Origin of the sequence: Stieleria maiorica (assembly GCF_008035925.1) — a bacterium.
Lineage (GTDB): Bacteria > Planctomycetota > Planctomycetia > Pirellulales > Pirellulaceae > Stieleria > Stieleria maiorica.
Genome location: NZ_CP036264.1, coordinates 353,618 through 368,528, shown reverse-complemented (window position 1 = coordinate 368,528; position 14,911 = coordinate 353,618). Strand labels below are relative to the sequence as shown.

Below are 14,911 nucleotides of genomic sequence, written 5' to 3'. Positions count from 1 at the left end.
GCAAAAAATGCCAGCGGGAAGCGTGACGGCCTGTGCAGATCTTAGGCGTGGAAGGAAGAAGGCAGAATGATGGGGGGCAGAATAATGGGGGCAAAACGATCGAGATGGGCATGTTGAGACTTGAACAATACAGCCAATCGGCCGAGGGGATCACGTACTCCTATTCCAACGCGCCATTCAGCGCGTTGTTGATCGTCGCAGGGCTGGTGTTGATGATCGTGATCGCGGTCCACCGGACGCGGCGGGGAACGTGGTCGAGAGCGGAGCGGGAAAAGATCGCCATCGAGTTTGGCGTGCCCTTCGTCTGTATCGCCGTGGTAGTGTCGCTGTCCTACGAACGCCAGGACCTTGTCGGGCGGTACGATTCACCAGATCTGATCCGCAGCGATCGCTGGGTGTTCCGGTTGTGGAACCCGAAAGTCTCCCACATCGCGGTCGAGGACGTTCGGGCGGTCCGAATCGATAGCGTGGACTGGCGAAACACGCGAAACGGCAGCCCCGACGGTCCGGTACGAACGACCTACTTCATCCGCCTGGATGTCGCCGGAGAGCGTGTGCGGTTGCTGGTCGGCCGTTCAAGGGATCGCAAACGCACCGAAGCGGTCGCCGAGCAGCTTGACCAATTCCTTCAGTCGCATCCCGATCAGAAGCACAAAAGGGACGGGGGTGAATGGCACGGGCTTAGTGAGCCGACGGCGCTAGCCGCGGGCCTTGGATTGCCCTTCGAGACGCGTAAGGCCCGAGGCTCTTGTAAGGCCCGAGGCTCTTGTAAGGCCCGAGGCTAGCGCCTACGGCTGAGTTTGTGATCGAAGATGTCGGGTGACCTGTCGGCCGTGGCCGAGGGTGCCGACGAAGCGGCCCTCGCGGACCGAGACTTGGCCGCGACAGGTGACCACTTCGGGGCGGCCGACGATTTCAAAGCCTTCGAATCCGTCGTAGTCGGTGTCCATCGTATGAGTCGCCGCCGAGATCGTGCCGCGATACTCGGGATCCCAAATCACCAAGTCGGCGTCGCACCCCGGTTGGATACTGCCTTTGCGCGGGAACATCCCGAACTGCTTTGCCGCGGCGGTGGACAGAAGTTCGACAAAGCGGTGCAGGTCGATGCGGCCGGACGCGACGCCATGGGTGTACAACAGCGTGGGACGATGTTCGACCGACGGGATACCGTTGGGGATCTTGGTGAAGTCGGATTCGGGCGGCTTGCCCATCTCTTTTTGGCCGGCAAAGTCGAACGGCGCGTGGTCGGTTGCCACCGTCGAAATCAATCCGGCCCGCAGCGCGTTCCACAGATAGGCCTGGTGATCGCGATCGCGAATCGGTGGGCTCATCACATACTTGGCGCCTTCAAAGTCCGGTCGTTCGGCGTAGGTTTTGTCCAGCACCAGGTAGGGAATCACCGTTTCGATGGCGACGTCGACGCCCTGTGTTTGAAACTTTAACGCGGCTTCGACGGCGTCCCGGCAGGAGGTGTGGACGATGTACCCGGACGCACCGGTCATTTTCAAGAACGTACAAAAGTGATGCACGCCCTCGGCTTCGACCGAGACCGGCCGCGACGGTTCGTGGAATTCCGGACCGACCTTGCCGGCGGCGACCAGGGCAGACTGAAGCTGGGCGACCAAGTCGGCGTTTTCGCAATGGGCCGTGACCACGACGCCCAGTTCCCTTGCCAAGCGACACGTTTGATAGAGTTCTTCGTCGTTGACACCGAAGGCGCCCTTGTAGGCCAAGAACACCTTGAACGACGTGATGCCATCGTCAACGATCCGGCGCAACAGCGGCGCCGTGCTTTCGTCGAACCGAGTGACGCCCATGTGGAACGAATAATCACACGCCGAAATCCCTTCGGCCTTGCTCTTCCACAACTGATACGCCTCCCAAGGGTCGTCCTCACGTGCCGGACAACACATTTCGATCAGCGTCGTCGTGCCGCCGACCAGGGCGGCGCGGCTGCCGGAATCATAGGTGTCCTTGGCATAGGTTCCCATGAACGGCAAATAGATGTGCACGTGGGGATCAATGAATCCCGGAAACACGTACTTGCCGTTGGCGTCAATCAGTTCGACATCCCCGGCCTCGGCCGGATCGATCCGCGGGGCGATGCGGTCAATCGTTTCCCCCGTGACCAAGATGTCAGCGACAAAGCGCTGATCGGGCGTGATGATCGTGCCGTTTTGGATCAGAAGCGACATGGTGCGAAAGGCTGTTGCATGGAGGGAAGACCTGACGACGACGAATCCTTCGATTCGCTTCGATCAGTGTACCCGCCCGAGCGACGCGCGAAAGCGTCGGTGAGGCGTTCGCGGATTGTTGTACGACGTCCTTTCTAGGTCGTCGTGCGGAGCCCCACGTGCGACGGCCCGGAAGGGCCATCGTACGTTTAGAAAAGATGCGTGCGACGGCCCGGAAGGGCTGTCGTCCTTGGGAGGCACTAATTTGCGACGTCTTCGTCGGCCAGATCGTCCTCGTCCTCTTCGGCCGCTTGCTCTTCGGCCAGCGCCATCCGGCGTCGGGCATCGCGAAGCAACACGTAGCCCTCTTGTCCGAACACGCCGGCGAGGACCAGGAACGCGCCCACCAAACCGAATTTGATAGTCGCCGACCAGGTGACGAAGATGAACGCGGCGATCCCCATGGTGGCAAAGCCGAGGGCCAGTCCCAATTTGAAAGCGGCTTTCATTTGGGTGTCACGGGCCTGGAGACGGATGCTGCGTGCGACCGCGTTGCGCGCCGATTGGTTGGCCAGTTCACGCATCGCCGACAGATTTCGCGACAATTCGGGTGCTTGGGATCGCGGCACCAGCGGGACCGAGTCGGCGATCGTCGGTTCGGGCGGTGACGGTTCGTCCTGTTCCAAGTCGACACTGTCGCTGTCGACGGCGACCGAATCCTTCGGGTCGATTTCGCCGACCGGTACGCTTGGCGTCGCGGGGGCCGAGGCTTGTTTTGACGATCCGTCGCCCTGGACGCGCTGCAACAACCGGCTCATGTAAGCTTCGATCGAGTCGTCTTCGGGCGCGTCGTCGGCGGCGACCACGGTGTCGTTTCCGGCCACCAGAGCGGTTTGTGAAACGATGTCTTGTTCGGACGCATCGGCAGACACACCATCGTCATCAGCATGATCGCTGACGAAGTCGTCTTGCTCGTGGTCGGCCACGTCGGTTGCTGACGCTTCGTTGTGGTCCGGCGACGCGAAATTCCAGGCCTCGAATTCCTGGCCGGAATCGTCTCCGGAGAATTCGATTTCGCTGTCCATCACGAAGGTCGCCTGATGTCCATCTTCGCCCACGTCCTCGGCTGACGCAGCGGCCGAGTCGTCGCCCTGTTGGTCATGGGGCAGCTCCTCATCGAACTGTTCGACGAGCGATTGTTCGTCGCCGGCCTGGTCATCGGCCCGTTGGTTATCGGCCCATTGTTCAGCAGAAACCGGTTGGTCGAGTGGCTCCTGTGGGGCGTCGTCGTCGCCGGCGAGGTCGCGAATCAGCATGGCCGCCAGACTGCCCGCGGGCGGGTCAGACACTTCAGCTTCCGGGTCAGACACTTCAGCTTCCGGGTCAGACACTTCAGCTTCCGGGTCAGAGGCGTCAGCATCCGGTTCTGACGTGTCGGCCGTGAGGCCTTCGGAGACGGGGTGCTGATCTTCGTGCCATCTTTCTGCCGCGTCCTCTTCAAGATTCAGCGGTTCGTCGGTGTCCAACGGTTGATCGGCCGCTGGTTCGGACGGGCCGTTCCACTGAAGCGTCGACTCGTACTCTTCCGCCTCGCAGTGTTGATCGTCGCTGGCGGTTTCCCCCTCGGTCGCCCAGCCTTGCGGCTCGTGATCTTCCGATCGCGACGCAGCGAGATCTTGAGAATCCACGTCGTCGGTCGCGTCTTCCTGCGCCACTTCGCCGATCGTGCTGACTTCTTCGTCGGACCTGCCGACTTCGCCGCCGGGCATGTAGGCGGACCAATCCAGTGGCGATTCCGAATCGGGCTCGACTGCGACTTGCTGCACGTCTTCCGCCGCAGCCATCTCGTCGGCCGCTTGCTCTGGATCCAGATCGGTGCCCCGTTGGATGTTCGGATCCGTTCCCAGCTCCGCGTCGGCGGATGTGGCCGGGTCGGCTACCGGATCGTCTTCGGAGTCGGGCCACGGGGATTCCGATCGCGGTGAATCGTAATCGGAAATGGCTTGCTCGACATTGTGTTCGATATCGTCGATCGCGTCATCAATGGCCTGCTCCGGCGGCTCATCGTGCCAGGACACGCTCTGGTCGATTTGCGCGTCGTCTTCTTGCCCGCCGTCTTTGGACGATGCTGCCGACATCATGGAACCGGACTGCTCTGGATCGCCGTCGCTGTCGGGGTGCGAAAGGGTTTGCGACCAATCGCCGGGTTCAGATTCGGACTCGTCGGTGAACGCTTCGCCGTGCTCGGTGGCGTCGTACAGATGGCTGCTTTGTTCGACCGACTGCTCGGATTCCAAACGCCAACGGTTGTCGCCCGATTGGACGAATTGCTCCGTCGTCCCCTTGGGGCTGTCGGCCGTTTGGTAATCGCCGTCCTGAACGATTTCATCGATGCGGGCTTGGGCGGCTTGCTGTGCCGACGCGATTTCATCACGCAGCTGTTCGATTTCTTGACGCAGGACCGACTCGCTTTCCTGGCGTTCGGACTCCATTCGAGAAACGGTTTCGGCGTGCGTCTCGCGCAACCGTTCGATTTCCTGACGCGCCGACTCGAGTTCCTGTTCCAGGATTCGGAACTGCTCGGATTCAATCGCCGCCGGTTGGCCGGCATCCTGGTCGCCGTCAGAGGCTTGAGCCAATTCGTGCGAGAGTGCTTCGTTGGCCGATTGCAACTGGCCCAGTTCGACGTTGGCGGCGGCCAGCTGGATCGACAAATCCTCGATCGTCTGTCGCAGCTGATCGGATTCTTGCGACCAGGAATCTTGTTGGGCGTGTTGGTTGTTTTGCGTCTGATCGACCAACAATTCCAACTGCCGGATCGAAGCGTTGGCCCCTTCTTGGTCGATCCGCAGCTGCGACGCTTCTTGGGTGGCCTCGGTGACGCTCTCCTGCAGTTGCGTGATTTGACGGCGGAGGTCGTCGGCAACCGCTTCGGCATCGATGCGGGCGGCTTCGGCGGCTTGGCGAGCCGTTTCGGCCTGATCGCGGGCCTGCTCCGCTTCATCGCGGGCTCCATCGGCCGAAGCCTGCTTGCGGTGCAGCTCGGCAATTTCCTCGTCCGTCGCTCGTTCGCTGTCTTCGCGGTTCTCTTGGATCTTGGCCAGTCGTTCCTCCAGTTCCCCGATCCGTTTTTCCTGATAGGACTGGTCTTCCTCGGCGGCGCGACGCGACTGCTCGGCTTCTTCGCGCGTCGCTTGAAGCTGCTGGCCGGTCGTGCGGAGCTTTTCGCTGAGCTCTTGTTGACACTGCTGGCTCTCTTCTCGGACGCGGGCCAATTCTTCACGCGTCGATTGCAGGTCAGCCGAGACTCGCCCGAGTTCACTTTCGGTCGCTTCCCGCTTCGCCTCGCTCTCTGCGACGGCATCGATCGCCTGATCGCGAGCCGATTCCAATTCCCCACGCAGCCGCTCGTGTTCTTCCTGTTCGTGTTTTTCGCGAGCCTGCAGTTCGCTGTGCCGTTCGCGGAGTTCGGTCAGCTGCTCGCTGAGCGTGGAGAACTCTTCTCGCATCCGACCGACGGCGTCACTGGCCGATTGCGCCTGTTGCTGGGTTTGCTCCAGCTTTCGTTGTGCTTCGGCGGCGTGCTCGGCGTATTGCTCTTCACGCTGCTGCCATTCCGCCTGGCGGCGCTGGAGCTCCGCTTGGCGCTCGCGCAACAGTTCGCTTTTCTTTAGCAGCTCGGCCTCTTTTTCCTTGAGCGCCTCGCTGGCTTCGCTCTCCCGCACACGAAGCGATTTCAGTTCTTCCTGTGTCGCCGCATAGGTCGCTTGGATTTCACGGACCGCCGCTTCCTGGGCGAGCAGGTGGTTCTCGCGATGTTGCAGGGATTCGGCGCGACTCCACAATTCCGTCTCGCGGCCATGCAATTCCGATTCGCGTTGATCGCAACGGCTCTCGCGGACTTCGCACTCGGCGTGTCGCGCGTGCCATTGCTGGCTCAGGTCGGTCAACCGTTGGCGGAGGAACGACTCTCGCGCGTCGGTCACCGGGTGTCGTGATGAGGATGTCAAACGCGGTGAAGCCTGGGGAAACGATGCAGCCGTCTCCGGTACGGCCAGCAACTCGAACCGATAGTGCCCCATGCGAATGATATCGCCCAGGCGCAGTTCCGATTCGGTGACGCGATTTCCATTGCATTCCAGCGGCACCGAATAGGCACGCATCAGAATGCGGTGTGCGTCGCGCAGCAGCACCGCGTGCATCGGGCGGAGCGATTCATCATCCAATCGGATCGAACACCCTTCGCCGCTGCCGAACGTGTAGCGGTTGCCGGTCAGCCGCAGTCTGCGGACGGGGGCACCGGGGCGGATCACGCGGAATTCCAACGCTGCGGTCGCGGTCGACCGATCTCCGATTCGCCCACCGGTCGGGCTGTCCAACGATGGTTTGCCATGCGGCGGCAAACTCTCATTCAACGTCTGCGGAATGACCGCGATCCGGGAGGACTGGCCGTCACTCAGGTGTCCCGCCGACGCCACGGTTTTGACCTCGGGGTGCGGATGGGACAGTTCGTGAGGGCTCGATTGGCCGTCGTTGTGGTCGTTCGTCACAACACGTTCCTTGCGTCTTTGCTTGCAAAATTGCCTGGATGGGGTCGTTGCCGACAGACAAGACCGTTTTCTGAGTTTCGGACAGACCCGTCGCCCGGGTGAAGCAAAATGGCGCGATCTGCACGGTTTCGGCTACCAACGGTCTGTCCAGCGGTACTAAAGGGGGGATGGTGACCCCGATTCAAACTGTCTCGTCTCCGGATCGGTTTTGGAGCAGGGGAAATGGATCGAAACCCGCAAAAACGGAGGATCAAACGCCCTTGTTCGACCACAAGGGAAAATTCGGTAGCTTTCAAGGGTGACTTTATGAACTTTTTCCCTACTATTTCAGCGTTGCGGTGGCCGGCGTGGGTTCGTTTGGTAGGCGAATTGCAGAACTCAACTCTGGCGGGGCCCGTACGACTGACAGGCATACATAGGGAATAAGGTGATCTGATGGCAAGAAAAGACTCAATTGAGAAATTGCGAGCGACCCTTCTGAAACGACGCGACGCATTGATCCGGTCTGCCATCGGCGACCTGAATCTGTTGCAGGGCAAACCCTCCAAGACCGGCGACGTGCTCGACGCAGTTGCCGACACGGTCCAGGCCGAGCTGAACAGCCAGTTGTTGGAGGTCGAGAGTCGAGAACTGGCGGCGATCGACGCGGCGATCGAGCGGTTGGATGAAGGCACCTACGGAGATTGTGAGAGTTGCCAGAAACCGATCCCGCTGACGCGTTTGCGGGCGGTGCCGTACGCGCGAGAATGTATCGGTTGTCACCGCATTACCGAAAAACGCAAGTCACACCCGGCGGCGATGATGAATCGAGTGTTTGATTCCTACCAAGCCGACACGGCTTGACCGTAACGGTTGTGCCCATTGTCAGTCGCATCAGCGGCCGAGATGGTTCGACGGACGTCGAATCATTCGGCCGTTTTTTGATGCGCCGGCGATGACGATTCTGACTTCTCGCCGGACGAGGGATAGCGAACGCGGCAGACGAAAAGTTCCTTGCCGCAAAACGACGATGCGTACAATGCGACGCCTCCCCGTCGAACCTCCCTCTCCCTGTTGAAGCTTTTCCGATGGTCGACCTCTCCCAACCCAGCGGACGCACACGATGTCGTGTGCGCAACTCTCGACGACTTGCGATCTCACTGACCGGCGCCGCGCTGGCCTGGATGTGTTCGACGCAATCGATGATGCCGCGAGCCGCGGCCCAGCAGACTTATTCCGGACCGAGTCAGGCTTATTCCGGACCGAGTCAGGCTTATTCCGGACCGAGTCGTTACGCGTCGCCGCAAGGCGCTTCGGCGACCGCGTCGATCGATAGCACTGCGAAACCTGCGTTGACCGCGCCCGGCCAGATTCGTTCGTTGCGTCCCTCACTGGACCCTTCGACTTCCAGTGTTTCGTCGTCCAGCATTTCGTCGGCGAGCATCGGGACGCTTCCCACCGCTCAATCGATCCAAGCCCGACGTGAAGCGTTGTTTCGCGAACTGGCCGATGAATTCGACGCGTTCGATCGACTGGGCAATCTGGTTCGCAAGGTCTCTCAGCTTGTCAAACCGAGTGTCATCCATATCGAAGCCCACAAGTCGGAAACCAAGGGCGGGCAATATGAATCGTACGACGAAGCCGGCAGCGGTGTCGTGATCGACACCGCCGACGGATTGTGGGTGTTGACCAATCGACACGTGATTCTGGGATCGCAACCGGCGGAAATCTTGCTCCGCAGCGCCGACGGTCGTCAGTACCACCCCTCTCGGATTCTCTCCGACGAGAGCACCGATGTGGCCGTCATGAAGGTCCCCGACTTGCGACTTCCCCCGGCTCGAACCGGCGACAGCAACCAGGTCAATATCGGTGACTTCACGATCGCCATCGGCAGCCCGTTCGGTTTAAGCCATTCGGTCACCTTCGGCATCCTGAGCGCCAAGGGGCGACGCGACCTCTCGTTGGGGGATCAAAAGATCGACCTGCAGGATTTCTTTCAAACCGACGCGGCGATCAACCCCGGCAACAGCGGCGGGCCCCTGCTGAATCTGCGTGGGGAAGTGATCGGGCTGAACACCGCGATCGCCAGCAGCAGCGGCGGCAGCGAAGGCATCGGGTTTGCCATCCCGATCAACATGGCCGTCCAGGTCGCCGACGAACTGATCCGTCACGGACGACTGCGTCGTGGTTATCTGGGTGTGACGCTGGAACCGGATTTCACCGTCTCCGATCTCGGCCCCCTGCAAGCGGTCGCGACCGGCGGTGCGAAGGTGAAAGGGGTCCGCCGCGGTTCGCCGGCGGCACTGGCGAATCTGCAACGTGGTGACATCATCGTCGAATTCAACGGCAGCCACGTCGACAACGACGATCACTTGGTCGCCCAAGTCGGACTGACCCCGATCGGTTCGGTCGTCCCGATGATCATCTATCGCGACGGCAAACGCTATCGAACCGAAGTCAAACTGACCGACGTCAACTGAGCTGGACGGTTCCTTAGCGTTGATCCGAAACCCGGCTGATCACCACCCGCCAGGCATTGACTGTGCGTGTCCGCGCCGCAGCCGATGCGTTCAAGTCGAACGGTGGTCCGGGACCATAGAACGACCGCAGCAAGTAGTTCGCCGTCGCGCGGGCCGCCGGTTCGGGGGCCTGAAGCAGACGCAGCAACTGTTCGCGCTGGGTCGCATTGGGACGACGACCGGACCACAGGTTGACGAACAACGACCGCACCGTCGCGAACGTTCGCGCATTGTTTCCACCGACTTGCAACCGTCGCCAGATCTGGCGATGCCGCGGGTCGGTCGGCCCGACGGTCCGCAGGTGTTGCAGCGCCGCTTCACGGATCAGCGGATCGGGTGACCCGATCAGCCGCAACAAATGATCGCCGCTGGACGCGACCAGCCAGCCCCGCAAGGTCGCCGCGGCATCGCCTCGAACCGCCCCCGAGGCGAGTGTCTGCATCAGGGTCGCCGGCACGTTCGGGCTCTCACTCAGCTGGGCCAAAACGTTTCGCCCGACTTCGATGCGATCCACGCGTTCTCGCGTCCACCGCGGCAGTCGTTCGGGCGCATCATCGATTCGCTCCACGGCCAGCAAGGGGCCCTGAAGGTTCAGACGCGAATCGGTAAACGACTGCGAGTTGACGTTCACCGGCCCGCCCGTCACATCGACCTGCATACCGTTGAGTGTTTTCTGCACGACGATTTCCCCGCCGCGCGATTGCTGTTGCGGAGACGCATCGCGCTGCGTGCTCCCCTCCAACGCGACGCTGTTGGCAAGGCTGCGGCCGAGTCGAACGATGCGGTTCTGGTCGATCCCCAACAACGCGATCGAACCGTGCAGCAGATTGATCGTGCCGGCAGGTGTCAATTCGAGCTGGGTGTCGGCGGCGATCACCAACTCGCCGCCCCCTTCCAGCATGGCCGTTGCTCGGCACAGCGGAAGCGTCTGCAACGTCATCGCACGACCGGAACCGTCACCGGCCAATTCGAATTCGCTGCCGACGGCGACGCTCGCCGGGCCGGATTGACTGGCCGAAGCACGCTCGCCCGGCGGCGCAGAATCGCTGCGCAGCAACAAGCCATCGATCTGACTCCAGCGGGCGACCAGTTTTCCGGTGCGGCGGGTGTCGGTTTGCGGTGATCGGTCGCGGGGTGATTCCGACGGCCCCGCGGTGCCATCGGATGGTGATTCGATCGCGACCATCGGAGCGTCGCGATCTTCCTCGCGCGGTACAACGGCAACCTTCGATGGCGGCGCATCGATTTCAAGCGGCGCGGAGCTCGGTGGTGATGTGGGCGTTTCCGGGGATTCGGCCGAGTCAACATCGGGGATTTCTGCCAGCACGGGACCCTGCCGGTTCGGTTGATCGGTTGCGAGATCGTTGCTCTCGATCGGGCGATCCCGGTCCGGAATTACCGTTCCACGACGTTCTTGGGTGACCGGATCACCATCGGGGACCAGTTCCGATCGCGCCCACCAACCGACGGCAAACAAGGCGACGGCGGCTGTCGCGATCAAAGCAATCGGAATCCCCTTCCCCGGGGTTGTGGTGGGTGTCCGGGTCGGACTCGTTTGCACCAACGGCGGAGTCGCCGCGGGTTGGGGTTGCGGCCGTTGCCGGGGCAAACCTTGGGCGTGTTGCAATTCGATCAGACGGGAGCGCAAATCGGGGGAGAGTTCCTCGGGTTGGCTCGTCTCCTCGCGACGCAGCTCTTGCCGGCTCCGCAGCTCGCGCTGGCTCCGCAGTGCCGCGACGATTTCCATCATCAACCCCGGATCGGTCGTGGCGGCTTCGGTGATCGCGCGTTGTTTTTGCAGGTCGTTCAAGCTGCCATCGACGTACGCCGCGACTTCGTTCACGGGGACGGGGACCGCGTTCACGGTGTCGCTGTTCGCCGCGGGCGTCGGTTGCGAAAGATCGTGCATCAGTTGCCGGACGACGCGACCGGTGATGTCCTGGTGTTGTTGCGGGGAATTCTCGGCGACCCGTTCCAGTCGTTGCCGGACGAGCTGCAACAGCGATTCGCGGTCGAGGGGTTTATTCGGTTTCATCGTCGATCCATTGCCGGAGTTTCTCTTCGGCGCGTCGCAGCGTCGTCCCGATCGATCCGATCGGAATGTCGAACCGGTGACTGATTTCCGCGTACGTTTGTTCCTCCCGGTAAAACGCGACCACCAACTGTTTTTGCCGCGGTGACAAACGATCGACCAACGTCAGCAGCCGATCGCGTTCCTCTTTGCCGATCAGCATCGATTCCGGATCGGCGGCTGAGGGGCATGGATCGAGATCGTCCAAGGAATCACTTTGTCGGTGCGCATGACGCACCAGTTTCGCCACCATGCGTCTGGCGACGCGGGTGGCGATCACTGACAGGTAGGTCGCCAGGGTGCTCTGGTTGCGAAAGCAGCGGAGCGCGGCGGCATCGCGGGCCAACAGCGACGCAAACACTTCCGCGGTGACATCGTCGATCGTTGACCAATCGCTTTGCCGATCGAAGGCAGCGGCGACGTCGGCCACCCGGCTGCGCACGAGTGCCCCGTAGCGATCGATCAATTGCGTCCACGCATCCGGACAGCCGCCCAACAGGTCTTCGATCAACCTCGCATCCATGACCGAAAGCTCCGACGACATGCCGTCGCCGGAGCCGTCGCGGGTCCGTGTTGGGAGACGTTGTGGCTCGATCGTTTCGGGTGTCCAGTGCACGAGGCTGATGTGATCGTTGTCCGAGGGATAGGCTGGAAACCGATCCCACATGGAGCCCCCTTCATCGTGCGCAGTCCATTTTAGACGCTCGCGGTCGTCAGATCCCCTGATTCCGTGGAATCTCCGCGATCACGACGCACGATGCGGTCGATGTCGTCGACGAACAATTCGTCCAATCGATCGGCAAAGATGACGTCCACCTCACCGTCACGGGCACGGATCACGTCCGCGCCCAAGCCGCCACGCAGGTCATCGGATCCTGCACCACCGACCAATTCGTCCCGGCCGCGATCGCCGCGGATCCGATCGTTTCCTCCGCCGCCGTGCAGGAAGTCGTTTCCGACGCCGCCGCGGATGCGGTCATTTCCGTGGCCGGCGAACACCATGTCATTGCCACGGCCGCCATGAATGATGTCGTTGCCGCGATTGACGTCCGAGTTGGCGCGGGCGTATTCCAACGGGTCGGTTTCGCCCTCGGGAAGGGAATTGGTCGCGTCACCGAAGATCCAGTCGTCACCGCCACCGCCACGCAGGATGTCGTTCCCCGCTCCGCCGATGATGTAGTCGACCGAGGCACCACCGACGATTCGGTCGTTGCCGGCGCCGCCGAACAACACATTCACTCCCGCGCCGCCACGGATCCGGTCTCGCCCGTCGCCGCCTTCGATCAAGGTCGGTCCGCTGCCCGCAGCCAAGCGGTCGTTCCCATCGCCGCCGAATATCTGGGTCGGGATCTCGACGCGGCGCGAGACGCGTACGGCGTCATTGCCCGCCCCGGCAAAGATCTTCATCAGACTGATATTGGCGGCGGGGAAATCGGCGGTGCGGCCGTCGATCGAAACTCGCAAGCGTTCACCGCTGCGGCTTTGCGACACCCAGATGCGGTTGTTTTCCGCCGTGCCTTCGATGACCAACAACCCGTCCGCAGACAGATCGACCGCGGCGGCCATCACGCGACGGGTTTCCAGGGTCTCGGCCCGCAGCCGACGCGGGGTGTTAGAACGACGAGGGGTAGTTTTTCGAGTTGTCACAGCAGCGTCCCATTCGAACCGGAAGCGAAAGATGAAAGCCGACACGCTCGGCATGAGTGTTTCGTTAGTGACATCACGAAGGCCGGCGCTTACACCGAAATCGGAAAACAGAATCGCGGAACCGGCGGTTGTACGACGTCCTTTCCGTATCGTCGCGACGAGTCCCACGGACGATGGCACTGAGGGGCCGTCGGACGCGGGGAAACGATCGCCCCCCCTCAATAGGCTTGCGTCGCTGCCAGGCGATTTCCTAAAAGGACGACGCAATTCATTGAATCCTCCGAAAAGAGACGCGGATCCCCAATGCACCATCGGCAAGGTCTCGGCAGAATCAACCTCGCCGTCTTGGCGACCGTCCTGGTCTCCTGTGCCGGATGCCGCGTCCTGTCGCCGACCCCGATCAAAGTCGACAAGCAATACGTCGCTCCCGCGTTGTTAAGCGACAACGGTCCCCAAGTCGAAATCGGCCGTCCGAACAAACTTCTTGACGGCGTCGGGAACGTCATCGGAATCCCCAGCAAACTGCTGCTCTGGGACCGCCGGGTGGATCGTCACAAGATCTCCGAAGACACGTTGATCACGCTGACCCAATACCTGGAATACAACAACTTGGCCCACGTCAAAGTCCGCGCCAATCAATACGATCCACTGGATGAATGGCGACGTTTGCGAAAGAATACGTCGGTCGCGGCGCCGATTCGTTACACGCTGGGGACGCTGGCGGTCGCCGGGGATGCGCTGCTGCCGGGGCGTCTGTTTGGCGGCGACCATTTCAATCCCTACACCCAAACGATCCATCTTTACAGTGATGTCCCCGCGATCGCATTGCACGAAGCGGGGCACGCCAAGGATTTCACCCGTCGTGAGTACCAGGGGCTGTACTCGATCGCCTACGCCTTTGTCCCGATCTGGCACGAAACCTTGGCCACCGAAGATGCGTTTTCGTACTTGCAAACCATCGGCGACCCAGGGCAGATCGCCGAGGCCAATCGGATCTTGTACCCCGCCTATGGCACCTACGTCGGCGATACGATCGGCAATTTTGCCCCCGGCGCCGCCTTGCCGATCTATCTGGGCAGTGTGGCCCTGGGGCACGTCAACGGACGAATGCTCAACCGACTGAACGACCAACAGCTCGCGGCAAAACCCGAAGACTCCGATCCGGCGGTGACCGTCGCGCTCGTTTCGTCCGAATGAGCCCACAGATAGCAGCGCGAACCCACAGATCCCAGGCCGCATCACATCCGTGGGTTCGCGCTGCCATCCGTGGGCAATCGACCTCCCCGTGGTTCAGGGCGGCGCGTGGTGTTGCCGGTCTCGCTTGACATCCGTCGCCAGCGCATCGGCTCAGTTTGATGCCACGTGTTGTCGAAATGACGTCACGGTCATGTCTCAGGAAATCGCGCCGGGCAGAAGTCCTCCGCGGGTTTCGCAGCGTGTTTCACGGTGGTTGCTGCAAATCGTGGCCGCCATACAGCGTCTTGGTACGTCGAATGCATCTGTTTTGAAGTCAGACCCGAACGGCAACGACATGTTCCGTTCGAAAATCGACCCTTTTTCACTCCTTCATGGAGATGCAGCGGATGTCACGTTTCATGAGATGGGCAAGCGTTCCCGTGCTTGCGATTGGCTTAATGTTGATGCCAGGCGGAAATGAAGCCGAGGCTGGTGGGTTCAGTATCCAAATCGGCGGCTATGGCTATGGGTACGGCAATTACGGAGCGTACCGAAGTTTCTATCCTTCGTACGGGCCGTCGATTTACTACGGTCGATCCTTCCGTCCCTCGTACAACTATTACCGTTCGTACCGGGGATACCATCCATCGCGGCCGCATTACGACTATCACCCGCCGTCCCTGGTCCCGCACGGAAACCACTTTGATTACGTCCCGGGGCACTACGATTTCCACTATCCCGGCCACGGGCGACACGGGCATCACGGAAAACACGGACACCACAAGCACCACTAAG

10 protein-coding genes are annotated in these 14,911 nt (G+C 61.4%); 5 read left to right on the top strand and 5 right to left on the bottom strand.

What is annotated here, in order from left to right; all coding sequences use genetic code 11:
• The first annotated feature begins 110 nt into the window (after positions 1–110).
• Positions 111–785, top strand: a complete 675-nt coding sequence (locus Mal15_RS01200) for a hypothetical protein (RefSeq protein WP_147866068.1) — start codon at positions 111–113, stop codon at positions 783–785.
• 3 nt (positions 786–788) lie between these two features.
• On the opposite strand, the gene hydA is transcribed toward Mal15_RS01200, so the two are convergent.
• Complete coding sequence (gene hydA, locus Mal15_RS01195; RefSeq protein WP_147866067.1) at positions 789–2,195, bottom strand: dihydropyrimidinase; 1,407 nt, start codon at positions 2,193–2,195, stop codon at positions 789–791.
• Between the two features lie 239 nt (positions 2,196–2,434).
• Entirely contained in the window at positions 2,435–6,724 is a 4,290-nt protein-coding gene (locus Mal15_RS01190) for an FHA domain-containing protein (protein ID WP_167546564.1), read from the bottom strand.
• Positions 6,725–7,159: 435 nt separating this feature from the next.
• Between Mal15_RS01190 and Mal15_RS01185 the strand changes: the two genes are divergently transcribed.
• Positions 7,160–7,567: a TraR/DksA family transcriptional regulator gene (locus tag Mal15_RS01185; RefSeq protein WP_147866065.1), complete on the top strand. Its 408-nt coding sequence runs from the start codon at positions 7,160–7,162 to the stop codon at positions 7,565–7,567.
• Positions 7,568–7,791: 224 nt separating this feature from the next.
• A complete protein-coding gene (locus Mal15_RS01180) occupies positions 7,792–9,183 on the top strand; it encodes a S1C family serine protease (RefSeq protein ID WP_315854282.1) in 1,392 nt (463 codons plus the stop codon).
• A 13-nt stretch (positions 9,184–9,196) separates the two neighbouring features.
• On the opposite strand, the gene Mal15_RS01175 is transcribed toward Mal15_RS01180, so the two are convergent.
• The 3 genes from Mal15_RS01175 to Mal15_RS01165 are packed head-to-tail and all read right to left on the bottom strand — an operon-like array spanning position 9,197 to position 12,940.
• Positions 9,197–11,257, bottom strand: coding sequence for a hypothetical protein (locus tag Mal15_RS01175; RefSeq protein ID WP_147866064.1), 2,061 nt, complete (start codon positions 11,255–11,257; stop codon positions 9,197–9,199).
• The gene (locus tag Mal15_RS01170; RefSeq protein ID WP_147866063.1) at positions 11,244–11,960 is read right to left on the bottom strand and encodes an RNA polymerase sigma factor; all 717 of its coding nucleotides are present in this window, start codon (positions 11,958–11,960) and stop codon (positions 11,244–11,246) included. The genes Mal15_RS01175 and Mal15_RS01170 overlap by 14 nt, the downstream gene beginning before the upstream one ends.
• A gap of 29 nt (positions 11,961–11,989) precedes the next feature.
• Positions 11,990–12,940: a calcium-binding protein gene (locus Mal15_RS01165; protein ID WP_167546563.1), complete on the bottom strand. Its 951-nt coding sequence runs from the start codon at positions 12,938–12,940 to the stop codon at positions 11,990–11,992.
• Positions 12,941–13,243: 303 nt separating this feature from the next.
• Between Mal15_RS01165 and Mal15_RS01160 the strand changes: the two genes are divergently transcribed.
• Entirely contained in the window at positions 13,244–14,137 is an 894-nt protein-coding gene (locus Mal15_RS01160) for a hypothetical protein (RefSeq protein WP_199773793.1), read from the top strand.
• Between the two features lie 437 nt (positions 14,138–14,574).
• Positions 14,575–14,910: a hypothetical protein gene (locus tag Mal15_RS01155; RefSeq protein ID WP_233903222.1), complete on the top strand. Its 336-nt coding sequence runs from the start codon at positions 14,575–14,577 to the stop codon at positions 14,908–14,910.
• Position 14,911 lies beyond the last annotated feature (1 nt).

What these genes read in the sequence shown, in the direction of transcription:
- Mal15_RS01155 (WP_233903222.1), top strand. Translation starts at nt 14,575, where the DNA reads ATGTTGATGCCAGGCGGAAATGAAGCCGAGGCTGGTGGGTTCAGTATC.
- Mal15_RS01160 (WP_199773793.1), top strand. Translation starts at nt 13,244, where the DNA reads ATGCACCATCGGCAAGGTCTCGGCAGAATCAACCTCGCCGTCTTGGCG.
- Mal15_RS01175 (WP_147866064.1), bottom strand. Translation starts at nt 11,257, where the DNA reads ATGAAACCGAATAAACCCCTCGACCGCGAATCGCTGTTGCAGCTCGTC.
- Mal15_RS01180 (WP_315854282.1), top strand. Translation starts at nt 7,792, where the DNA reads ATGGTCGACCTCTCCCAACCCAGCGGACGCACACGATGTCGTGTGCGC.
- hydA (WP_147866067.1), bottom strand. Translation starts at nt 2,195, where the DNA reads ATGTCGCTTCTGATCCAAAACGGCACGATCATCACGCCCGATCAGCGC.
- Mal15_RS01200 (WP_147866068.1), top strand. Translation starts at nt 111, where the DNA reads ATGTTGAGACTTGAACAATACAGCCAATCGGCCGAGGGGATCACGTAC.
- Mal15_RS01170 (WP_147866063.1), bottom strand. Translation starts at nt 11,960, where the DNA reads ATGTGGGATCGGTTTCCAGCCTATCCCTCGGACAACGATCACATCAGC.
- Mal15_RS01185 (WP_147866065.1), top strand. Translation starts at nt 7,160, where the DNA reads ATGGCAAGAAAAGACTCAATTGAGAAATTGCGAGCGACCCTTCTGAAA.